Here is a 17,862-nt window from a genome sequence, read left to right on the forward strand (position 1 = left end):
GGCACTCATCTGCCCGCCGTCCAGGCCTCGTTGAGCCGAAGCCGCCTGCCGAACGCCCCATGGCAGAATCACCAGGTGCAGATCGGGATACTTGGTCCATTGGAGGTACGCACCGACGACGGCGGCTCGGCCGACGTGCCGGGCGCGCGGTTGCGGGGACTGCTGATCGCCCTCGCGCTCAAGCCGGGTCAGGTGGTCCCGAAGGCGTCGCTCATCGACTGGATCTGGGGGGAAGAGCCGCCCGCCGAGGCGACGAACGCCCTGCAGCGCCTGGTCTCCCGGCTGCGGAAGGCACTGCCGGACGGGGCGGTCGAGGGGCAGCCGGACGGCTACCGGCTGACGGTACGGCCCGACGCCGTCGACGCCGTGCGGTTCGAACGCCTCGTCCGCGCGGGCCGGTCCCGTACCGAGGACGTCTCCGGGCGGGCGCGGCTGCTGCGCGAGGCCCTGGAGTTGTGGCGCGGGGCGGCCATGCAGGACGTCGGTCTGCGGGACAGCGCCGCATGCGACGCGGCGGCCGGCCGGCTCGAAGGGCTGCGCCTGACCGCCACGGAGGAACGGGCCGACGCGGACGTCACGCTCGGACGCGGCGCGGAGGTGGTCCCCGAGCTGACCGACCTGGTGGCCGCGCACCCGGTCCGGGAACGCCTCGTCGCCGCGCTGATGCGCGCCCTCGTCGCGGCCGGCCGCGACGGCGAGGCACTGCAGGTGTACGAGCGCGCGCGGGCGGCCCTGGCCGACGCGCTGGGCGTCGACCCCTCGCCGGAGCTGTCCGCGGTGCACGTCGCGCTGCTGCGGGGCGAGCTGGGACAGGGCCTGCGGCAGGGGGAGGAGAGCCGCCGGACCAATCTGCGCGCCGAGCTGACCACCTTCGTCGGCCGGGGCGCCGATGTCGCCGCGGTCCGCGCACTCATCGCCGAACACCGGCTCACCACCGTGATCGGACCGGGCGGCGCGGGCAAGACCAGGCTGGCCACCGAGACCGCCCGCACGCTCCTCGGCGATCTGCCGGACGGGGCCGCACTGGTGGAGCTCGCCGCCATCGGCGCGGACGGCGACGTGGCGCAGTCGGCGCTCGCCGCGCTGGGCCTGCGGGACGCCCTGCTCGGCGGGGCCCCGAGCGCGGAGCTGACGGACCGGCTCATCGCCGCGATCCGCGAGCGGGAGGCGCTGCTGATCCTGGACAACTGCGAGCATGTGGTCGAGTCCGCGGCGGTGTTCGCCCACCGGGTGCTCGGGGAGTGCCGCGGGCTGCGGATCCTGGCGACGAGCAGGGAACCGCTCGGCATCACCGGCGAGGCGCTGTGGCTGGTCGAACCGCTGGCCGTGCCGGAGGGGGACGCGGGCCCGGACGAGATCGCCTCGTCCCCCGCCGTCCAGCTGTTGCGGGACCGGGCCGGGGCGGTGCGCCGGGACCTCGCGGCCGACGCCCGCACGCTGGCGACGATGGTGCGCGTCTGCCGGGCGCTGGACGGGATGCCGCTGGCGATCGAACTGGCCGCGGCCCGGTTGCGCACCATGTCCGTCGATCAGCTCGCCCACCGCCTCGACGACCGGTTCCGCCTGCTGACCAGCGGCAGCCGCACCGCGTTGCCACGGCACAAGACGCTGCGCGCGGTGGTCGACTGGAGCTGGGAACTGCTCACCGACGCCGAACGGACGGTCCTGCGCAGGCTCTCGGTGTTCACCGGCGGGGCGAGCCTGGAAGCGGCCGAACGGGTCTGCGCGGGCTACGCAGGCGACACCGTCGAGCCGGAGCAGGTACTCGAACTGCTCACCGCGCTGACCGAGAAATCGCTGCTGCTCGCCGAGGGCGGCGGCGCACCGCGCTACCGCATGATCGGCACGATCAAGGAGTACGCGGGGCACCGGCTGGCGGAGGCGGGGGAAGCGGACCCGGCCCGCCATGCGCATCTCGCCTACTTCACCGAATTCACCGAGGCCGCGGAACCCCATCTGCGCCGCGCCGCACAGCTGGACTGGCTGGCCCTGCTCGATGCCGAGCACGACAACATCGGTGCGGCGATGCGCGGCGCGCTCGCGGCGGGCGAGGCGCAGTCGGCGATGCGGCTCGCGGCGGGCGCCGGCTGGTACTGGTGGCTCAGCGGCCACAAGGCCGAAGGCATGGAGCTGATCACCGCGGCCACCGAGACCCCCGGCGAGGTGACCGACGAGGTCCGGGCCACGGTGTACGCGCTGGTCGTGCTGTTCGTCAGCTCCGGGCCGGGCGACGAACAGCTGGCCGCGGAGTGGATCCACAAGGCGCACCGGTTCAGCGAACGCAGCCGGTCCAGCCGTCGCCGCCACCCGCTGATGGGGTTGGTCGCCCCCATGGAGCGCATGCTCCAGGCGCCCGACGCGATCCTCTCGGCGTTCGAACCGCTGCTGGACGACGAGGACCCCTGGGTGCGCGCGCTGGCCCGGCTGCACCTGGGCAAGATGCGGATCGTGCTCGGCCACGGCGGGCGGGAAGCGGACGCGCATCTGGAGAGGGCGCTCGCCGAGTTCCGGGCGCTCGGCGAGCGGTTCGGGATCTCGTTCGCCCTGACCGAGCTGGCGGACCGGATCGCCATGCGGGGCGAGTTCGCCGCCGCGTGCGAGCACTTCGAGCAGGCGGTCGCGGTCGTCACCGAGGTCGGCGCCACCGAGGACGTCATCCGGATGCGGTCGCGGCAGGCGCAGCTGTACTGGCTGCTGGGCGACAAGGACGCCGGCGCGGCCGCGATCGCCGAGGCGCAGCGGTACGCGGAGCGGGTCGCCTGGCCGGGTGCGCTGGCCATGCTGGCCTTCTCGAAGGCGGAACTCGCCCGGTGGAGCGGCGACACCGAGGAGGCGCGCAGACAACTCGGCGCCGCGACGGCCATGCTGGGCGACGAAGCGCGGCGGGCGACCATCCGCGCGGTGACCCACGACCTGCTCGGCTACCTCGCCGACGACCTCGGTGAGGCCCGTGCGTCCCGGGTGGCGGCCTGCGAGGCGGCGTCCGAGGCGGGACATGCGCCGGTGATCGCGCTGGTGCTCGTCGGGGTGGCGGATCTGGCGCTGCGCCGCGACGAGTACGAGCAGGCCGCGCGGCTGCTCGCGGCGAGCGCCCATGTGCGCGGTCTGCCCGACCGCTCCCACCCGGACGCGGCCCGGATCGAGCGGGCCGCGCGGCGCCGCCTCGGTGACGCGAAGTTCGACGAGGCGGCACGGGAGGGGACGCGGACCAGCTGGTCCCGGCTGGTCGAGGTCACGCTCGCGTCCTGAACGGGGAAACCGGCCAACAGGCAGGAGCGCGCGACCACTTACCGCCGCCGGGGCGTTGTCAGTGGTCCATGTCACGATCGCTTGAGCACATGACGACACCGCACGACACGCCACCGCACGACGCCACACCACACGACGTCACACGACACGTAAGCGCCACCGTCCGGCAACCGTTCCGCGAAGGACCCGCCCCGTGACCGACAGCTCCCGCTCCGCCCTCCACCTCGCGCTGAGTCTCGCCGACCCGGCCCTCGCCGACGCGCTCGCCGAGCGGCTGCGGCCACAGCTGCTGGACGTCCTCGCCGACCGGTTCGGACTCCCGGAGGAGATGGTGTCGGAGCTGCTGGGCGCGGACGCGGTGCAGATGCGGGCGGCGCTGGGCATCGACCCCGAGGAATGGCTCCTGGGAGCGGCGGAGCTCGGCGATCCGGACGTCGGACCGGCGCTGTGGCAGGCGCGATTCCGCAACGACCAGGGGCATCTGGAGCAGGCGAGGGAGGAGATACCCGGCCTCCTGCCGACTCTTCTGCGCGCCGCCGACCTCGCGGATCCGCGCTGGTACGACGACGACGGCCTGTTCCCGCTCCTTTACGAGGTGCCCGAGGGCCCGCTGCTCGTCACCGTCCTGACCAGCGGATTCCCCGGGGTGACCGCGGGCACCCTCGCAGTGTCCGCCGCCTACCTGCCCCCGCCGGTCGTGGTGGACGCCTGCCTCGGCCTCCTGGAGCTCTGGGGCAGCACCGAACCGTTCACGCTGTTCCTCCGTCTGCTCGAGGACGCGCCGGATCTGGATCCCGGGCATCCCTGGCTGCCGGGGCTCCTGCGGCAGGCCCTCGATGCCCCCGATCCGTACGCGTTCCTGAGGGAGCACCGGCCCGCCGGGGAGTGGGAGGATCCTGAGCACCTCCGCGCGCTGCTGGCGCTCCGTTACGGTGACGTCCGTGATGTCCCCGTGGCGAAGCCCGAGGGCCTCGACTGGGAGCTGATCCGCCGTGAGCACGAGCGCCTCCCCCTCGGCCAGGGGAACCACTTCCGGTCCGGCTTCGCGCTGCACGGGCTCGCGCGGTGGGAGGGCTGCCCCGCCGACCTGGTGAGCGGGAGCCTGCGCAACCACCCCGTTGCGGCCGAGGCGGACGACGATCCGCCCTTCGAGGCGATCGCGGGGCCCGAGGCACAGACGGGCGAGATATATCTCCCGCATGTCCTCGAGCGCGGCATCGTCCAGGGCCGGTACTCCGTGGACCGGGTGCTGGCCGAAGTGTGTCCTGCGGCGGAGGTGCTCGAATCGCTGCCGTACGACCACGGACCGACCCGCCGGGCCGTCGGCCGCCTGCTCGACCGCCTCGGCACGGATCCCGTCAACTGGCTGACGTGCTACGCCCGGATGGGGCGCGCCCACGGCAGCGTCGCCGAGCTGATCGCGGACGTCACCGCACCGGCCTCCCGCAAGAAGCGCTCCACGAGCTGGCCGTGGCCGCAGGGCGCGAAAATCCCGGCCGACCGGCCGGAGAATTCCCGGGCGGCGTTCCTCGCCATGTTCCGCTGCGTCCCGGAAGCGGTCCAGAAGGCCGTCGTCCCGCATCTCGACGTGCGGGCCGTGCAGCATCTCCTGGTATACGGCGAGCCGTCCCCGGCGGTCCGCGACGCGGTGGTGGCCGCCCATGGCCTCCCGGCCCAGATCGCGATGGCCGCCTCGTACCACCTCTCGGACGCGCAGAAGGAATACCTCCTGGATCTCGACGAACCGCTGGTGGACGCCCAGCTGTTCCACCACGCCCACCCCGACCGGCGCGAACGGGAGCGGCTGCTCGCCGGGCGGCTGCGGAGCGGCGGCAGCCGCCCGGTCCCCGCGGAGCTGCTCGCGGTGCTGGAGTCCGTCACCGTCAACGACCACCGCGACTGGTTCATCGCCGGCCTGGGCTCCGGCGACCTCGGGGTGGCCCGCCTCGTCCTCGGCCGGCTGCGGCTCCACGTCCCGGCCGCCCGGACCCGGCTGCTGACCGCGGTATGGGAGCGCGGCGGCCCGGATGCCGTACGGGAGATCCTGGCCATGGACCGCCTCCCGGCCCGGCTGACGCGGTGGACCGAGCGGGCCCTCGACGCCCCGGACGGCCTGCAGCGGCTGCGCGCCAGGCTCGCCGAGGAGCAGTCCCCGGCCGGGCTCGCGGACTTCCTCACCGCGACCGTCGATCCTGGTACGCGGTTGCGTCAGCTCGTCGCCGAGGGCTACCAGGTGCCCTGGTCCGCGCTCGTTGCGGCCCACCGGGCCAAGGGCCTCGACGCCCTGTTGCTGATCAACCTGACGGACCGCCCGGAGTGCCCCCGCGAACTGCTGCTGGGAGCCCTGGCGGCCATCGGGCCGGGGACGGACTGGCCGGTCGACGCGCTCCGCAGCGGGCGGCTGACCCTCGACGACCTCATCACGCACGCCGCGCCCGCTCGCGTGGCGTACGACTGCCTGCGGCGGTACGCCGACGAGGCGACCGACGCCGCGCCGGCACGGGCGATGCGGGACCGGGCCGCCGCCCTGACCCGGGAGCATCTGGGCACGGACGTCGAGGCCTGGTCCGTCTGCCTCCAGCTGCTGCCGACGTTCGCCGGGACACTCACCGAACTCGTCGCGACGGCGGCGGCGATGACGCGGCTTCCCGTCTGAGAGCCGGGCACATCACGGCCCGGCGCGGTACTTGCGGCGCTCTCCCGGGCCGGGCCCGTTCGGCGCCGGGCGTCCGGGACCGCGCACCGACGAAGCCCGGTAGTAGCGTCCGAAGCCGCCGAGCCGCCGAGCCGCCGACCTGTTGACGCGTCGACCCGTTGGACCATCCGGCCACTCGAACCGGGCGGGCGGGTGGCTCCGGGGGACGCGCCGCCGTTCATCTGCCCGTTCGCCCGTCGGACCGGAGATCCTTCGCTCCGAGGTGGTTGCGACCCGAGCATTTCCGGCGATTTGAAGGGCGCCACTCCAGCCGGTGACCATGTGTGCTGCCCGGCGACCTCGGGCACCTGGCAAGACGAGAGACGCACAATCCATGCACCGCAGCCCTGCCACTCAGCACCCCGAGACCGGCTCTGACCTGCAACATCAAGCCAAGCAGCCGTTCCGGATGAGCTTGCTCACGGCCACCGCCCTGGTGATGGGCAACATCATCGGCGGGGGCATCTTTCTGCTGCCGGCCTCGGTCGCCCCGTTCGGCACCGTCAGCCTGCTCGCCTTCGCCGTCCTGACCGTCGGGGCCGTCGCCCTCGCCCTGGTCTTCGGCAGGCTGGCCCAGCGTCACCCGGACACCGGAGGACCGTACGTCTACGCGCGCGAGGCGTTCGGCGACTTCGCCGGATTTCTGTCCGCCTGGTCGTACTGGACCATGACCTGGGTCAGCAACGCGGCCCTCGCCGTGGCCGCCGTCGGCTATGTCCACGTCCTCTTCCCCGGCCATGCGTCCGCCGGCACCGACCTCGCCGTCGCGCTCGGCGCGCTCTGGCTCCCGGCCCTCGCCAACTTCGCCGGTACCCGCTACGTGGGCGCCGTCCAGCTGATCTCCACCGTCCTCAAGTTCCTCCCGCTCCTCTTCATCGCCGTTGCCGGGCTGTTCTTCTTCGACCCCGGCAACCTCGGCGCGTTCCACGAGGGCGGCGGCAGCGCGGTCGGCGGACTGTCCTCGGCGGCCGCGATCCTCCTCTACAGCTATGTGGGCGTGGAGTCCGCCGCGATGAGCGCGGGCGAGGTCCGCAACCCGGAGCGCAACGTCGGCCGGGCCACCGTCCTGGGCACCCTCGGCGCCGCCGTCGTCTACCTCCTGGGCACCCTCGCCGTCTTCGGCACCGTCGCGCACAGCAAGCTGGTGCACTCCACGGCGCCGTTCTCCGACGCGGTGAACGCGATGTTCGGCGGCCACTGGGGCGGTACGGTCATCGCCGCCGCGGCCGTGATCTCCATCCTCGGCGCCCTCAACGGCTGGACCCTGATGAGCGCCCAGTCCCCGTACGCCGCCGCCAAGGACGGCCTCTTCCCCGCGCCCTTCCTGACCAAGCGGCGCGGCGTCCCGACCTTCGGCGTACTCGCCGCCGCGCTGCTGGCCAGCGCGCTGACCGTGATCAACTACCTGACCGGCGCCGGCGGCGTCTTCGAGATCCTGGTCCTGATCACCACCTTCTCGGCAACCGTCCCCTACCTCCTCGCGGCCGGGGCCCAGATCTACTTCCTGCTGACCGGCCGCCGCGACAAGGTCCGCCCGGCCCGCTTCGCCCGCGATCTGACCCTCGCGCTGGTGGCGTTCGGGTTCACGTTCTGGCTGGTGGCCGGGGCCGGGTATGCAGCGATCTACCAGGGCGTGCTGTTCCTCTTCACGGGGATCCTGGTGTACGCGGTCATGGCGGCGCGCCGGGCCGGGCGCGAGCGCGGTGGCGAGGTGGCGTCGGACGAGGTGGCGTCGGACGAGGCGGCGTCGGACGGGGCGGCCGACGCCCCGGTGGCCGCAGCGGCCGACGCGCAGTAGCCGGTCCCCGCGCCCGCCCCCGTCCGCGTCCCTTCCCCGTCCCGCCCCGTTCTTGATCCCGTGGGCGGGGCGGGCGGCCCGCTACGGCCGCGACCGCGCCGCCCGCAGCGGCTCGCCGACCCGGTGCAGATGACGCAGCGCCTCCCCGTACGAGGCGAGGAGCCCCGTCTCGTGATACGGGACGCCGATCTCGGCGCAGTACCCGCGCACGATCGCCTGGGCGCGGCGCAGATGCGGGGTCGGCAGATGCGGGAAGAGGTGGTGCTCGATCTGGTAGTTGAGGCCGCCCAGCAGGACATCGGTGAACCGGCCGCCGCGGACATTGCGCGAGGTGAGCACCTGACGACGGAGGAAGTCCGGCCGGTCATCGCCCGTCAGCGTCGGCATGCCCTTGTGGTTGGGCGCGAAGGTGCAGCCCAAATAGACGCCGAACAGCGCCTGATGGAGGAAGAGAAACGCCAGCGCCTTACCGGGGGACAGGACCAGGAAGAGCGCCCCGAGGTACAGCGCCAGGTGCGCCGTCAGCAGCCCGGCCTCCGTGCCCCGGCGCTTGATCGCGGGCGACCGGAGCGCCCGAACGCTCGACACATGGAGGTTGAACCCCTCCAGGGTGAGCAGCGGGAAGAACAGCCACGCCTGGTGGCGGCCCATGAAGCGGGGCAGTCCCGTGGCGGCCCGCGCCTGGTCCTGGGACCACACCAGGATGTCGGGCGAGACGTCCGGGTCCAGCTCTTCATGATTGGGGTTGGCGTGGTGGCGGGTGTGTTTGTTCATCCACCAGCCGTACGACATCCCGACGCCGAGGTTGCCGAACACCAGGCCGCCGATCTCGCTCGGGCGCCGTTTCCGGAACACCTGCCGATGCGCCACGTCATGCGTCACGAGCGCGATCTGCCCGAAGACGAAGGCCAGCACGGCGGCGACGGCCAGCTGCCACCAGCTGTCGCCGAGGACCAGGAACGCCGTCCAGGACCCGAAGAACGCCGCGGTCACGAGCGTGAGCCGGACCGCGTAGTAGCCGGGCCGGCGGGCGAACAGCCCGGCCTCCGCGATGCGGCGGGACAGCCGGGCGAAGTCGCTGCCGAGGGCCGTGGCCGCAGCGACGGGCGGGGCGGCGGTGGGGACGGGGGACGGGGGACTCGTCGTCATACGGCCGAGTCTTCTGATGCGGGAGGGACACCAACAGCCGGTCCGCCCCCCGGACGGGTGGGGGGTTTACCGGGGTCCTTCCGGGGGGCCTACCCGGGGGGAGCCCCCGGGTGCGGGGGCTCCCTCAGGGCTCTCCGGGGCCCCCGTCTCTCCCTCCCCCCCCCGCTGGCAAAAGGTGTTGCCACTTCCGGGAAGCGCGCGATGCAATGGACGGGTGGAGCACTCACCCGCCATCACCCGTGCCCTGACCGAAGTCGGCCCCCGCCTCAAGCGCCTGCGCACCCAGCGCTCCGTGACGCTGGCGGCGCTCTCCGAGGCCACCGGCATCTCCAAGAGCACCCTGTCCCGTCTGGAAACCGGCCAACGCCGCCCCAGCCTGGAACTCCTGCTCCCCATTGCCCAGGCCCACCAGGTCCCCCTGGACGAGCTGGTCGGCGCCCCCGAGGTCGGCGATCCCCGCGTCCGCCTCACGCCCCAGCGCAGGAACGGCACCACCGTGCTGCCGCTGACCCGGCAGCCCGGCCCGCTGCAGACCTTCAAAATGGTGCTCCCGGCCACTCGCAGCACACCGGATCCCTGTACCCACGAGGGCTACGAATGGCTCTATGTCCTCTCCGGACGGCTGCGCCTGATCCTGGCCGACCACGACCTGGTCCTGGAGCCGGGCGAGGCCGCCGAGTTCGACACCCGCCTGCCGCACTGGTTCGGCACCACCGGCGACGGCCCCGTCGAGGTCCTCAGCCTCTTCGGCAGCCAGGGCGAGCGCATGCACGTACGCGCCAAACCCCGCCGCCGGAACGAGCCCGGCGCCTGACCCGGCGGCGCCCGCACCGCACGCTCCATGCACGGAGAGGACGGCGATCGGGGTGGGCGCCTGCCGTTGCATCGGTCGGCCTCATGAGGCCGGGCCGAGTACGTCGTCGGCGCTGCGCGGCTCCGTGCGCGGCTGCTGGTTGAGCCTGTGGCGCTCGATGGAGGACCGCCGGTAGACCTCCTTGCGGGCCCGCATGATGTTGCCCAGGGGTGCGTGCTCGGCGGTGACCCGCCAGGGCGTGAAGGACAGTGCGTCCATCTTCTCCAGGTTCTCCGGCTCGGAGATGTCCTGCCGCGGCAGCCGCAGCCTGGCCACGGTGACGGACGGCGAGAGCTGCTCGGGCCACTCCACGGTGGTGTCCTGCACCGGCATGCGCTCCAGGTCGGTGCAGAGCTGGACCTGGATGTCGAAGGCGTAGGGCCGCTCCTGCAACTCGGCCTGCAGGGCCGGTCGGAAGACCTCTGCCGCAGAGGCCGGGTCGAGGGTGCGCCGGACCACCGCGGCGGCGGAGGACGGGTCGGGGGTGATGCGCACCTTGGCGATGTAGTCCCCGTGCCGGACCGCGCCCATCGTCCAGTAGCTCGACAGCAGCAGGTTCGCCGGAGGGATCTTCGACAGCCGCAGGAAGGCCAGGAACTCGTCCCACGCCCAGTTGCCCTGCTCCAGCGTTCCCTTTCCGGTCACGAATTCGGTGAAGAAGCGATGCGCGCCGGGTCGGCCCTTGGAGAAGTAGGCCGGCGCGTCCAGGAACAGTTCCTGGATGAACAGGTAGTGCTCGACCGTGTTGCAGAAGAAGACCGGTCCGTTGATGTTGGCGTAGTCGAATGTGCCCGTGTCCGGTTCGTCGTCCAGCAGGGTCGGGCCGGGGATGTCGAACATCTTCAGCGCCAGTCCGGTGGCGGCGCCCAGTCGTGCGTCGGCTCCGGCGTGCGGGGAGCCGTTGGAGAAGCGGATGAGCGCATCGTGGGTTCCCGGAGTCGCGTAGATGCCTTGGGCGTACTCAGGGGGCAGCCCGTCCAGGATCTCCACCTCCCCCCGGACCAGGCCGTAGCCCTTGGCGTGGGCGTCGCGCAGGGCCCGTCCGGTGCCGCCGGCCGTGACCGACTCGGCGATGTAGCTCTCGGTCTTTTCGATCACCGTCTGCACGTTGCGGTCGAAGTCCGGGTCGTCGTCTTCGACGTCAGGCGTGTAGCGGACGAACTGTGCTGCCATGACTTCGACCTCTCCTCGGAGAGCGTGAGGGGACCTCAAGGGGCGGGAATCGCGGTCAGTCCTCCAGTTCGGCGAGCCAGCGCAGGGCACGCAGACCCGGCAGGAAGCAGTACTCGCCGCCGCGGGTGATCACGAAGCTGGGCAGGTTCCGCAGGCGACGCCGGACCGGCTTCTCCGGGATGGTGACGCTGCCGGTTCCGCCGTGATGCCCGGCCACCGGGTCCTTCTCGCCGGGGTAGCCGATGAAGTTGCCGTCGTTGACCCACTCGGCCTTGATGAACTCGAACTGCCGCTCCAGATGGGCCCCGATGAACGCTCCGACCAGGCCCCGCTCGGCGCCGTCGTCCTCCAGCACGCCCTCGGGCAGCGGGGGGCCGTAGGTGGTGCCGCGGCGGATGAGGCGGTGCATCCGCGCGTCGCCGATGATGGTGGCATCGCGGGGGTTGGTACGGCGGATGTGCGCACCGGCGGGGCACCGGTACCCCCGGTCGTCGTTCTCCCGGTACAGGAAGTTGTTGACGCGGTGCGGATCGGCCGCCAGCTCCGGGTCGTCGTGCTCCGGTGTCAGCGTCAGCGGTGCGCCGCTCGGCCAGCGCCCGACCATCTTCGCCGCCAGGAGTGCCTCCTCCTCGGCGCCGGAGCTGTTCGCGCGCAGGTACCGGCGCCAGGCCGCCACATTGGTGTGGATCTTGCGAACGGCCACGTACGTCCCGTTCCGCCCCAGCACATCGGGGCTGGGCATGGGCGGCAGATTGCCGGTTTCGTCGGGGTAGCCGAGGAGGAACTCACCGGCCTTGATGGGGGCTTCCTGCGGGTTGGATCCGGGCAGCCCGACGCCCTCGATGTTCGGATGGCTGATGCCGTCGCGGAAGCCGAAGGTGGTGCGCCCGGTCGGGAGCTGGTGGACGTCCTGCTGCCAGATCACCTGGACACCGGGCGTGTCCTCGTAGGCGGCACGGGCCCGCTCCAGCTCCTTGTCCAGCTCTCCCGTGTCGGAGGAGAGGGCGCTCAAGGCGATGTGGACATCGCCGGTTCCGAACGGTGCCTCCCAGTGGGCCGGTGCACTCTCACCCACGTCGCCGATCAGCTCCGCCCGAGCGGCCATGCCCTCCCGAAACGCGCGCGGAAAGCTGTCCAGCGACTCCTGGGGCACCCCCAGGGCCGTCAGCCCCTGAAAGGTGAACGCCACAGCGACCCAGGCATCCTGACTCCGTTCCGCACTCGGCAGACCACCCGAGGTCACCGGGAGCAGCCGCCGCAGCAGGGCGCGCCCGGCGTGGCGGTCATCGACGCGCAGGAAGACGAACTTTCCCTCGTACGGCACGGGCCTCGGACGCAGGGCCCCGCTCTGGACGTCGTCGATCTCGACGCTCACCCCGGCCGCACTGCCGCTGTCCGCCGTGTTCATGATCGCTTGTGCCTCCACATCGGTCTCTGCCCGGACAGCCGGGTGTGTCCGGGTGCTAGGCCGAGGCCTCCTCCATCAGCTTCTGGAAGGAGGACGTGGCCACCAGGTCCGCGTTGGCCGGGTTGTCCAGCATCGCCCGGAATTCGGCGGTGTCCAGCACCTCCTGGAAGGCGTCGTCCACGCGGTGGTCCTTGTAGATCTGCTGAACGGTCAGGTCGGGGTAGGCGCTGACGAAGACCCCCGCGGGCTCCTGGTGGGCGAGGAACCAGTCCTTGACCCCTGGATCTTTGATGCCGGGGAACCCCTCGCTGTGTGAGAAGACCTTGTCGAAGCGGGCCCCGACTACCGTCTTGGCGAAGTCGTCGATGTAGGTGTCCCAGGAGCCGTCGAAGACGCTGGCGAACATGAACCTGGTGTCGTTGTCGAAAATGACGTGCCGTGCGTCATGCAGCGTGCCGATCTGGCGCAGCGCCGCATGGACATTCTCGTCATTCGACGCGTCGCTGAGCCAGGTGAGATCCTCACGCAACGCATCGGCCTCGCCCGGCTTGATCTTGGTGAAAACGGTGAACTCGTTACTGACCCCATCCATCCTGCCCGGGTGCTCAGGGTGAGCCGGCTGGGTTGCACCTGTCGCAGCCATCGCGAGGTCCTCCTGCCACAGATCGACGCGAGGGTCGCCAAGTGCCCGAACATGGGACGCCATCGCCCCCACACATCAATCCTCACGGCGGACGTACTGCCCCGCATCCCGGGCGCCCTGGGCATTGTGCTCACCCGAGGCGGAGCCCCGGGCGACTCCGGCACCGCGGGCGTCCAGCATGATCCCCCCCGCCCCGAGAAGCTCCCGAGGACAGATCCGGCCGGGCGCAGGAAGATGGACCCCATACGGAGGCAATCATGGGCGCAGTTCTCGGTGACGTACTGGGCTTCGCGGCCGCCGTCGCGGTCAGCCCGCTGCCGATCATCGCCGTCATCCTCATCCTCGCCACGCCTCGTGGACGTCTCAACGGAGTCCTCTTCACCGTCGGCTGGATCCTGGGACTCTCGGCACTGGGCGCGGTGATGCTGGCGATCGCTTCCCCCGCAGGTGCCTCCACCCACAACCACCCGGCCACCTGGGTGGGCGCCCTCAAGCTCGCCCTGGGCCTGTTCCTCGTCCTCTTCGGCGCCCGGCAATGGCACCGCCGCCCCAAGGATCCCTCGCAGGCCCGGCTGCCGAAGTGGATGAGCGCGATCGACCGCCTCACGCCGGTCAAGGTCTTCGCCCTCGGAGTGGCCCTGGCCGCGCTCAACGCCAAGAACGCCCCGCTGACCATCGCCGCGGGCGCCACGATCGGCTCGGCCGGCCTGCCGGCAGGGCAGCAGATCGCCTCTCTGGCGGTCTTCGTCCTGGTCGCCACCCTCGGCCTGCTGGCCCCACTGGGAGTTTTCCTGCTCGGGGGAGAGCGAGCCAGGACCAGGCTCGGCAACTGGAAAGACTGGGCAGCCCAGCACAACGTCGCCGTGATGGCGGTCCTGTTCTTCGTCCTCGGGCTGAAACTGCTCGGAGACGGCATCGCCGCCCTCATCTCCTGACGGGCCTGCTCGCGTCGCCGTGTGGTGCGAACCGTGGCTGCTGTGCAGGTCATTACCTGGCACGTAAGGAAGGGCTAAGCGGGGGCACAGGCAGGCGGGGTGGAATCGGGCATCGGCGGCTGGGGTTGCTCTGTCAGCAGTCCATGACCGTCCACGTCAGTCCGCCAGGATGTGCCTCCGGTGGCTCCCCCTTGGCTCCCGACCACTTCTCCGTGGCTCCCAGGCAGCCGTAGGGAAGCCCCCATGGGCCTGTTCGCGATCTGCGCTACCTGGTCTTGTGTGGGGCACCGCCGGCGGTCCTCAGAAGGCACATGGGCCGCCGGCGGTGCCCCGGTGGGCCGTAACCTTGCCGAAGCGCGAACCGAGTTAGGAGTTCGGTCGGCATCCCTCTCACGCCTGGAACCCGTCAGCTGACCATGCCACGCCAAGCCGCCGCCGACCGCCGCCGTCCACGGCTGCTGATGTCACCTGTGGATGTCAGGGGGACGGGATGCTGCCGGCACATCAGGGTCCCGCCTGCGGCGGCTCCAGCTCCTCCTTGACCGCCTCGTTCCGGCACTCAAGGGCCATGAGAGACGGCTTCATCCAGGCGGCTACGACGGGGCATGGAGCTCGTGGAGTGAGTTGACCTGCCCAATCCAGAACTCGAGCTTCGCCGTTGCGGAGGAGCCCTTTGGAAGCAGGCCGAGCTGCTGCGCGAGTGTGTAGAATCCAAGCCCAGCGTCGTTTGCGCCGAGGTAGTGGACCAGGGCGGAGATCATGAGTCTGCTCTCTGGGTAGTTCCGCTCCACTATCAGTCCGAGTAGGTGGCCCATCGCTGCCCGCTCGTCCGCCTGCTCGAAGTCGAAGCCAGGAAGTCCGGTCCGCCGGGCCAGCACAGAATTCATCTCCGTGTAGGTCGTGACCTTGCGGAGCTGTGCCCGCTCAGTGAGGAACTTCAAGCCAGCACTGGCCAATTGATCCCATGTCTCATTGCTCCGGCCGTACATCGCCCACCCCCTGCACTCGCGGTCCAGGCGCCTGAGTATGCCGAACAGACCGACCTAGCGGAGCGGCTTGGATCGCACATGGCTCCGGAGGGGGCTTCTGACTCACGAAAAGACGCAGTTCAGAAGACCTGAGGGCGCCTATTGAGATCACCCTGTCCACAGGTAGTCCACGGCCTGACGCTGACAGTCAGGTCAGGCCGTGCGACGTACCACCCGTCACGAGGGCACAGCAGGAACCAGTAGTTCCGGCCTGCGACGCCGACGACAGCGGCCAGGACGCGCGGAAGGCGGGCGAGGCCGACAGAGACACGGACAAGTTGAGGTACCTCTCGATCGTTACGCGCAGGTGCCGGGGCACCCCCGCAGGTTGAGATGACGGCGACGCTCGCTCATCCCTGCTGCTTGTGCATCAGAGGACAGGAGAGGCCGCACCGTGGCATGCCGTGGTGTGGCTCCTCAACGCTAACGAGACGCCATCCAGTTACCGAAGAGTCGGTCAACTCAGCGTGCAGATAAGCCTGCTCTGGGAGCTCCTGGGTCCGCTCGACTGAACTCGGCATGCCCCGTTTGAACTTCAGCCGACGACAGTCGGGCGAAGCGCCCCCGGAGCCAACACGACTCCGGCCCCCACCGGCGTGAGGTTGTCGCATCTCCTCAGGCGCGATTGGTACCAACGCCTTCCACGCTCTGATGAGTCTGGCGTGCGTGCACGCGGTCGTCTCGGCAGCCCATGCACACATCTCCGAGATGCACTTGCGAGTTTACGAGGTATCACATAGCCTCTCCGAGGTGTGAGTTGGCAGACATGAGAGTTGGACGCGATGACGCGAGATCGTTTAGCGCTTCACGAGCGCGAGTGCAGAGTTCGGGACTACTACGCTTCGGAACTCGCCCAACACCGTCCGGGTGAGTTGCTTATCGCCCGTGAGAACAGTTACGAGGGCACGGCCGTGCGTGCGGACATGCGCACGATCGATCGGAGCGACGTCACTCGCCTGTGGGAGTTCAAGATCAGTGCGAGTTACGAGGCACTTGGGCAGATCCTGGTCTACGTGGCCATGGCGCGCCGTGCTGAAGAAGCCTCCGGCAACGACTGTTTGATCCGTGGCGTCATCGCAGCGTTCGATTTTCAACCTGAACTCGCGTACACCGTTGAGCGGATGAACCTTTCGATCGAGCTAGTCACTCTGTCGCCCGTCCTTGCCCACGCAGGTGGCATCCCGGCCTCTGCAGAACCCGCATCGCTTCCCGTGATTCCGGGCCAGTCGGGGCTGTTTGCCTCGACTGGCGCCGAGCCCTACCAGCAGGAGACGTCATGAGTACGCCGTTCATCAGTCAGCAGAAGCTGATCAACACCGAGGACATCCCCGAGGACGCGACGTACGGAGGTCTGCGCATCCTTCGTGTCAGCTCTGACGCGGAGGCGCGAGAGAACTTCGAGCAGCATCGCTACCGCTTCCAGCACGAGAGGGAGAAGCGGCACGCTATCCGCGGCACGCTGTGCCTGAAAGGTGCGGTGGAGGGATACCGCATCTGCGTCACAGTCCATCCCAGCCTGCAGCAATTTACGGACCTCGTGAAGTACAACCCTTCCGATCCGCCACGCGCTGTCGACTATGAGGCCAACGGGATGAAGGCCGCCCACCTCAAGACGCAGAGCGATTTCAAGGGCGCGAAGGCCAGCAACCGTGGTGACTTCAGTCGGTACATCTTGGAGGCCGTCCGCGGTGAGCGGGTTGCATACCTGCCTACCGTCACCGGTTGGCAGTCAGTTGAGGAGTTCGAGGAAGACCCTCAGCCCATTTTTGTCGCGTTCGATGAAGCGAACCCGGCAGCCATCTACGGCGAGATCTACCTGCCCAAGCGGCCCATCATGCAGGCTGACGGGCAGACCCAGACCGCAGCCCTGTTCGAAGCAGCGCAGAATCGTCTCGCACTTCAGAGCGGTGCACTTGACACCTTCTTCGTGACGCTTGAGGTCGAACTGAAGGTTGACGTCGACGCGGCGGCCCAGAGTTTCGCAGATCGCAATGGACGCGGCACGAAGAAGAACACCAATTTGGTGGCGACCTTCGACACCTCGTCCGCCCTGGCCAAGCTGCGCAACCAGGCAGTCAAGGGCACTATCTTCGAGGATCGCGTCGCAGATGGCCGTAGTACGGGAGCCACGCTCACTGCGGTGCAGAACATCGTCGACGCATCGACGCTCGAGCAGATACTGCTCAATGTGATCTCTCACGGCAACCGCAAGCGCGAGCACATCAAGCACCACCATATCGAGGCGGTATTGCCGTACTGCCGCGAGTTCCTGCAAACGTTGGAAGGTCAATTCGGCGTCGCCTGGAGCGACACCAAGCAGGCCGACACCTACCGACGACTGTACGTCCATGGATGGGCATTCGCCCTCAAGGCCCTCGCGTTGGCCTACAACCAAGTGCGGCGTGACAAACTGGGGCCGATCATGGACGCGATGCAGAAGGAGACTGCAACCGGAGACGACACGACTGAGCAGTTGGTGAAGAGGTTCACCGAAATCATTGCGGAACAGTCGGTGCCTGCTCCGACGGTGTCCTTTGACGAGTTCAAGCAGCGTCTGGCTGCCATCGACTGGCGGCGTGACCGCCGCCACTGGATTCGGATCACAGGCTGCCTGCAGGAGAAAAACGGCACCAAGAAGACGGTGAAGCTGAAGAGCACTGGGGAGACCGTCGTCGCAGCGGCAGCCTCGAACACGCCGGCGCACATCGGCCAGGTCGAGAACAAGATCCTTTCCGACACCTGGACCGAGCTCACTAGCAGCGAAGCCGAGCCCATCAACTAGATCCCACACTCCGGTCGCGCTGATTTGGTGGCCGTCGGTCCTTAGCTCACAGCCTTGCTGTACCTGAGGGCCGGCGCTGCGGATCCCGCCTTGGATCAACTGGTGGAACCCGCCAGGAACAGCCTCACGCCCCTGGGGCACGGAGAACC

At 69.9% G+C, this 17,862-nt stretch carries 12 protein-coding genes; 7 read left to right on the plus strand and 5 right to left on the minus strand.

Features of this window, described 5'->3' with window-relative positions:
- The first annotated feature begins 99 nt into the window (after positions 1 to 99).
- The 3 genes from AC5677_RS31745 (at position 100) to AC5677_RS31755 (ending at position 7,742) form a co-directional block, all read left to right on the plus strand.
- Positions 100 to 3,249, plus strand: coding sequence for an AfsR/SARP family transcriptional regulator (locus tag AC5677_RS31745; RefSeq protein ID WP_497191311.1), 3,150 nt, complete (start codon positions 100 to 102; stop codon positions 3,247 to 3,249).
- A 193-nt stretch (positions 3,250 to 3,442) separates the two neighbouring features.
- Positions 3,443 to 5,905: a hypothetical protein gene (locus AC5677_RS31750; RefSeq protein ID WP_497191312.1), complete on the plus strand. Its 2,463-nt coding sequence runs from the start codon at positions 3,443 to 3,445 to the stop codon at positions 5,903 to 5,905.
- Between the two features lie 448 nt (positions 5,906 to 6,353).
- Positions 6,354 to 7,742, plus strand: a complete 1,389-nt coding sequence (locus tag AC5677_RS31755) for an amino acid permease (protein ID WP_497191313.1) — start codon at positions 6,354 to 6,356, stop codon at positions 7,740 to 7,742.
- A gap of 81 nt (positions 7,743 to 7,823) precedes the next feature.
- Here AC5677_RS31755 and AC5677_RS31760 read toward each other — a convergent pair whose 3' ends face one another.
- Complete coding sequence (locus AC5677_RS31760) at positions 7,824 to 8,891, minus strand: fatty acid desaturase family protein (protein ID WP_497191314.1); 1,068 nt, start codon at positions 8,889 to 8,891, stop codon at positions 7,824 to 7,826.
- A gap of 214 nt (positions 8,892 to 9,105) precedes the next feature.
- Here AC5677_RS31760 and AC5677_RS31765 point away from each other — a divergent pair, with 214 nt between their 5' ends.
- Positions 9,106 to 9,705, plus strand: a complete 600-nt coding sequence (locus AC5677_RS31765) for a helix-turn-helix domain-containing protein (protein WP_497191315.1) — start codon at positions 9,106 to 9,108, stop codon at positions 9,703 to 9,705.
- 81 nt (positions 9,706 to 9,786) lie between these two features.
- Here AC5677_RS31765 and AC5677_RS31770 read toward each other — a convergent pair whose 3' ends face one another.
- Genes AC5677_RS31770 through AC5677_RS31780 form a run of 3 tightly spaced genes read right to left on the minus strand, consistent with a single transcriptional unit; the run spans position 9,787 to position 12,917 of the window.
- Positions 9,787 to 10,917 (minus strand): catalase family protein, encoded by a 1,131-nt coding sequence (locus AC5677_RS31770; RefSeq protein ID WP_497191316.1) that lies wholly within the window; start codon positions 10,915 to 10,917, stop codon positions 9,787 to 9,789.
- Positions 10,918 to 10,972: 55 nt separating this feature from the next.
- Positions 10,973 to 12,325, minus strand: a complete 1,353-nt coding sequence (locus AC5677_RS31775) for a Dyp-type peroxidase (RefSeq protein ID WP_497191317.1) — start codon at positions 12,323 to 12,325, stop codon at positions 10,973 to 10,975.
- A 55-nt stretch (positions 12,326 to 12,380) separates the two neighbouring features.
- The gene (locus tag AC5677_RS31780; RefSeq protein WP_497191318.1) at positions 12,381 to 12,917 is read right to left on the minus strand and encodes a hypothetical protein; all 537 of its coding nucleotides are present in this window, start codon (positions 12,915 to 12,917) and stop codon (positions 12,381 to 12,383) included.
- Positions 12,918 to 13,225: 308 nt separating this feature from the next.
- Here AC5677_RS31780 and AC5677_RS31785 point away from each other — a divergent pair, with 308 nt between their 5' ends.
- Complete coding sequence (locus AC5677_RS31785; RefSeq protein WP_497191319.1) at positions 13,226 to 13,903, plus strand: GAP family protein; 678 nt, start codon at positions 13,226 to 13,228, stop codon at positions 13,901 to 13,903.
- 593 nt (positions 13,904 to 14,496) lie between these two features.
- Here the strand turns inward: AC5677_RS31785 and AC5677_RS31790 are convergent.
- Positions 14,497 to 14,844 (minus strand): hypothetical protein, encoded by a 348-nt coding sequence (locus AC5677_RS31790; protein WP_497191320.1) that lies wholly within the window; start codon positions 14,842 to 14,844, stop codon positions 14,497 to 14,499.
- Between the two features lie 860 nt (positions 14,845 to 15,704).
- On the opposite strand from AC5677_RS31790, the gene AC5677_RS31795 reads away from it, so the two are divergent.
- Both AC5677_RS31795 and AC5677_RS31800 read left to right on the plus strand, forming a co-directional pair.
- Entirely contained in the window at positions 15,705 to 16,211 is a 507-nt protein-coding gene (locus tag AC5677_RS31795) for a hypothetical protein (protein ID WP_497191321.1), read from the plus strand.
- Positions 16,208 to 17,713: a DNA sulfur modification protein DndB gene (locus tag AC5677_RS31800; RefSeq protein WP_497191322.1), complete on the plus strand. Its 1,506-nt coding sequence runs from the start codon at positions 16,208 to 16,210 to the stop codon at positions 17,711 to 17,713. Before AC5677_RS31795 ends, AC5677_RS31800 begins: the two co-directional genes overlap by 4 nt.
- The last annotated feature ends 149 nt before the right edge of the window (positions 17,714 to 17,862 follow it).

This window comes from Streptomyces sp. JLSY215, from assembly GCF_059682825.1.

Excerpts from the sequence above, each read along its gene's own strand:
- AC5677_RS31755 (WP_497191313.1), top strand. The coding sequence starts at position 6,354 with ATGAGCTTGCTCACGGCCACCGCCCTGGTGATGGGCAACATCATCGGC.
- AC5677_RS31760 (WP_497191314.1), bottom strand. The coding sequence starts at position 8,891 with ATGACGACGAGTCCCCCGTCCCCCGTCCCCACCGCCGCCCCGCCCGTC.
- AC5677_RS31770 (WP_497191316.1), bottom strand. The coding sequence starts at position 10,917 with ATGGCAGCACAGTTCGTCCGCTACACGCCTGACGTCGAAGACGACGAC.
- AC5677_RS31775 (WP_497191317.1), bottom strand. The coding sequence starts at position 12,325 with ATGAACACGGCGGACAGCGGCAGTGCGGCCGGGGTGAGCGTCGAGATC.
- AC5677_RS31780 (WP_497191318.1), bottom strand. The coding sequence starts at position 12,917 with ATGGATGGGGTCAGTAACGAGTTCACCGTTTTCACCAAGATCAAGCCG.
- AC5677_RS31785 (WP_497191319.1), top strand. The coding sequence starts at position 13,226 with ATGGGCGCAGTTCTCGGTGACGTACTGGGCTTCGCGGCCGCCGTCGCG.
- AC5677_RS31800 (WP_497191322.1), top strand. The coding sequence starts at position 16,208 with ATGAGTACGCCGTTCATCAGTCAGCAGAAGCTGATCAACACCGAGGAC.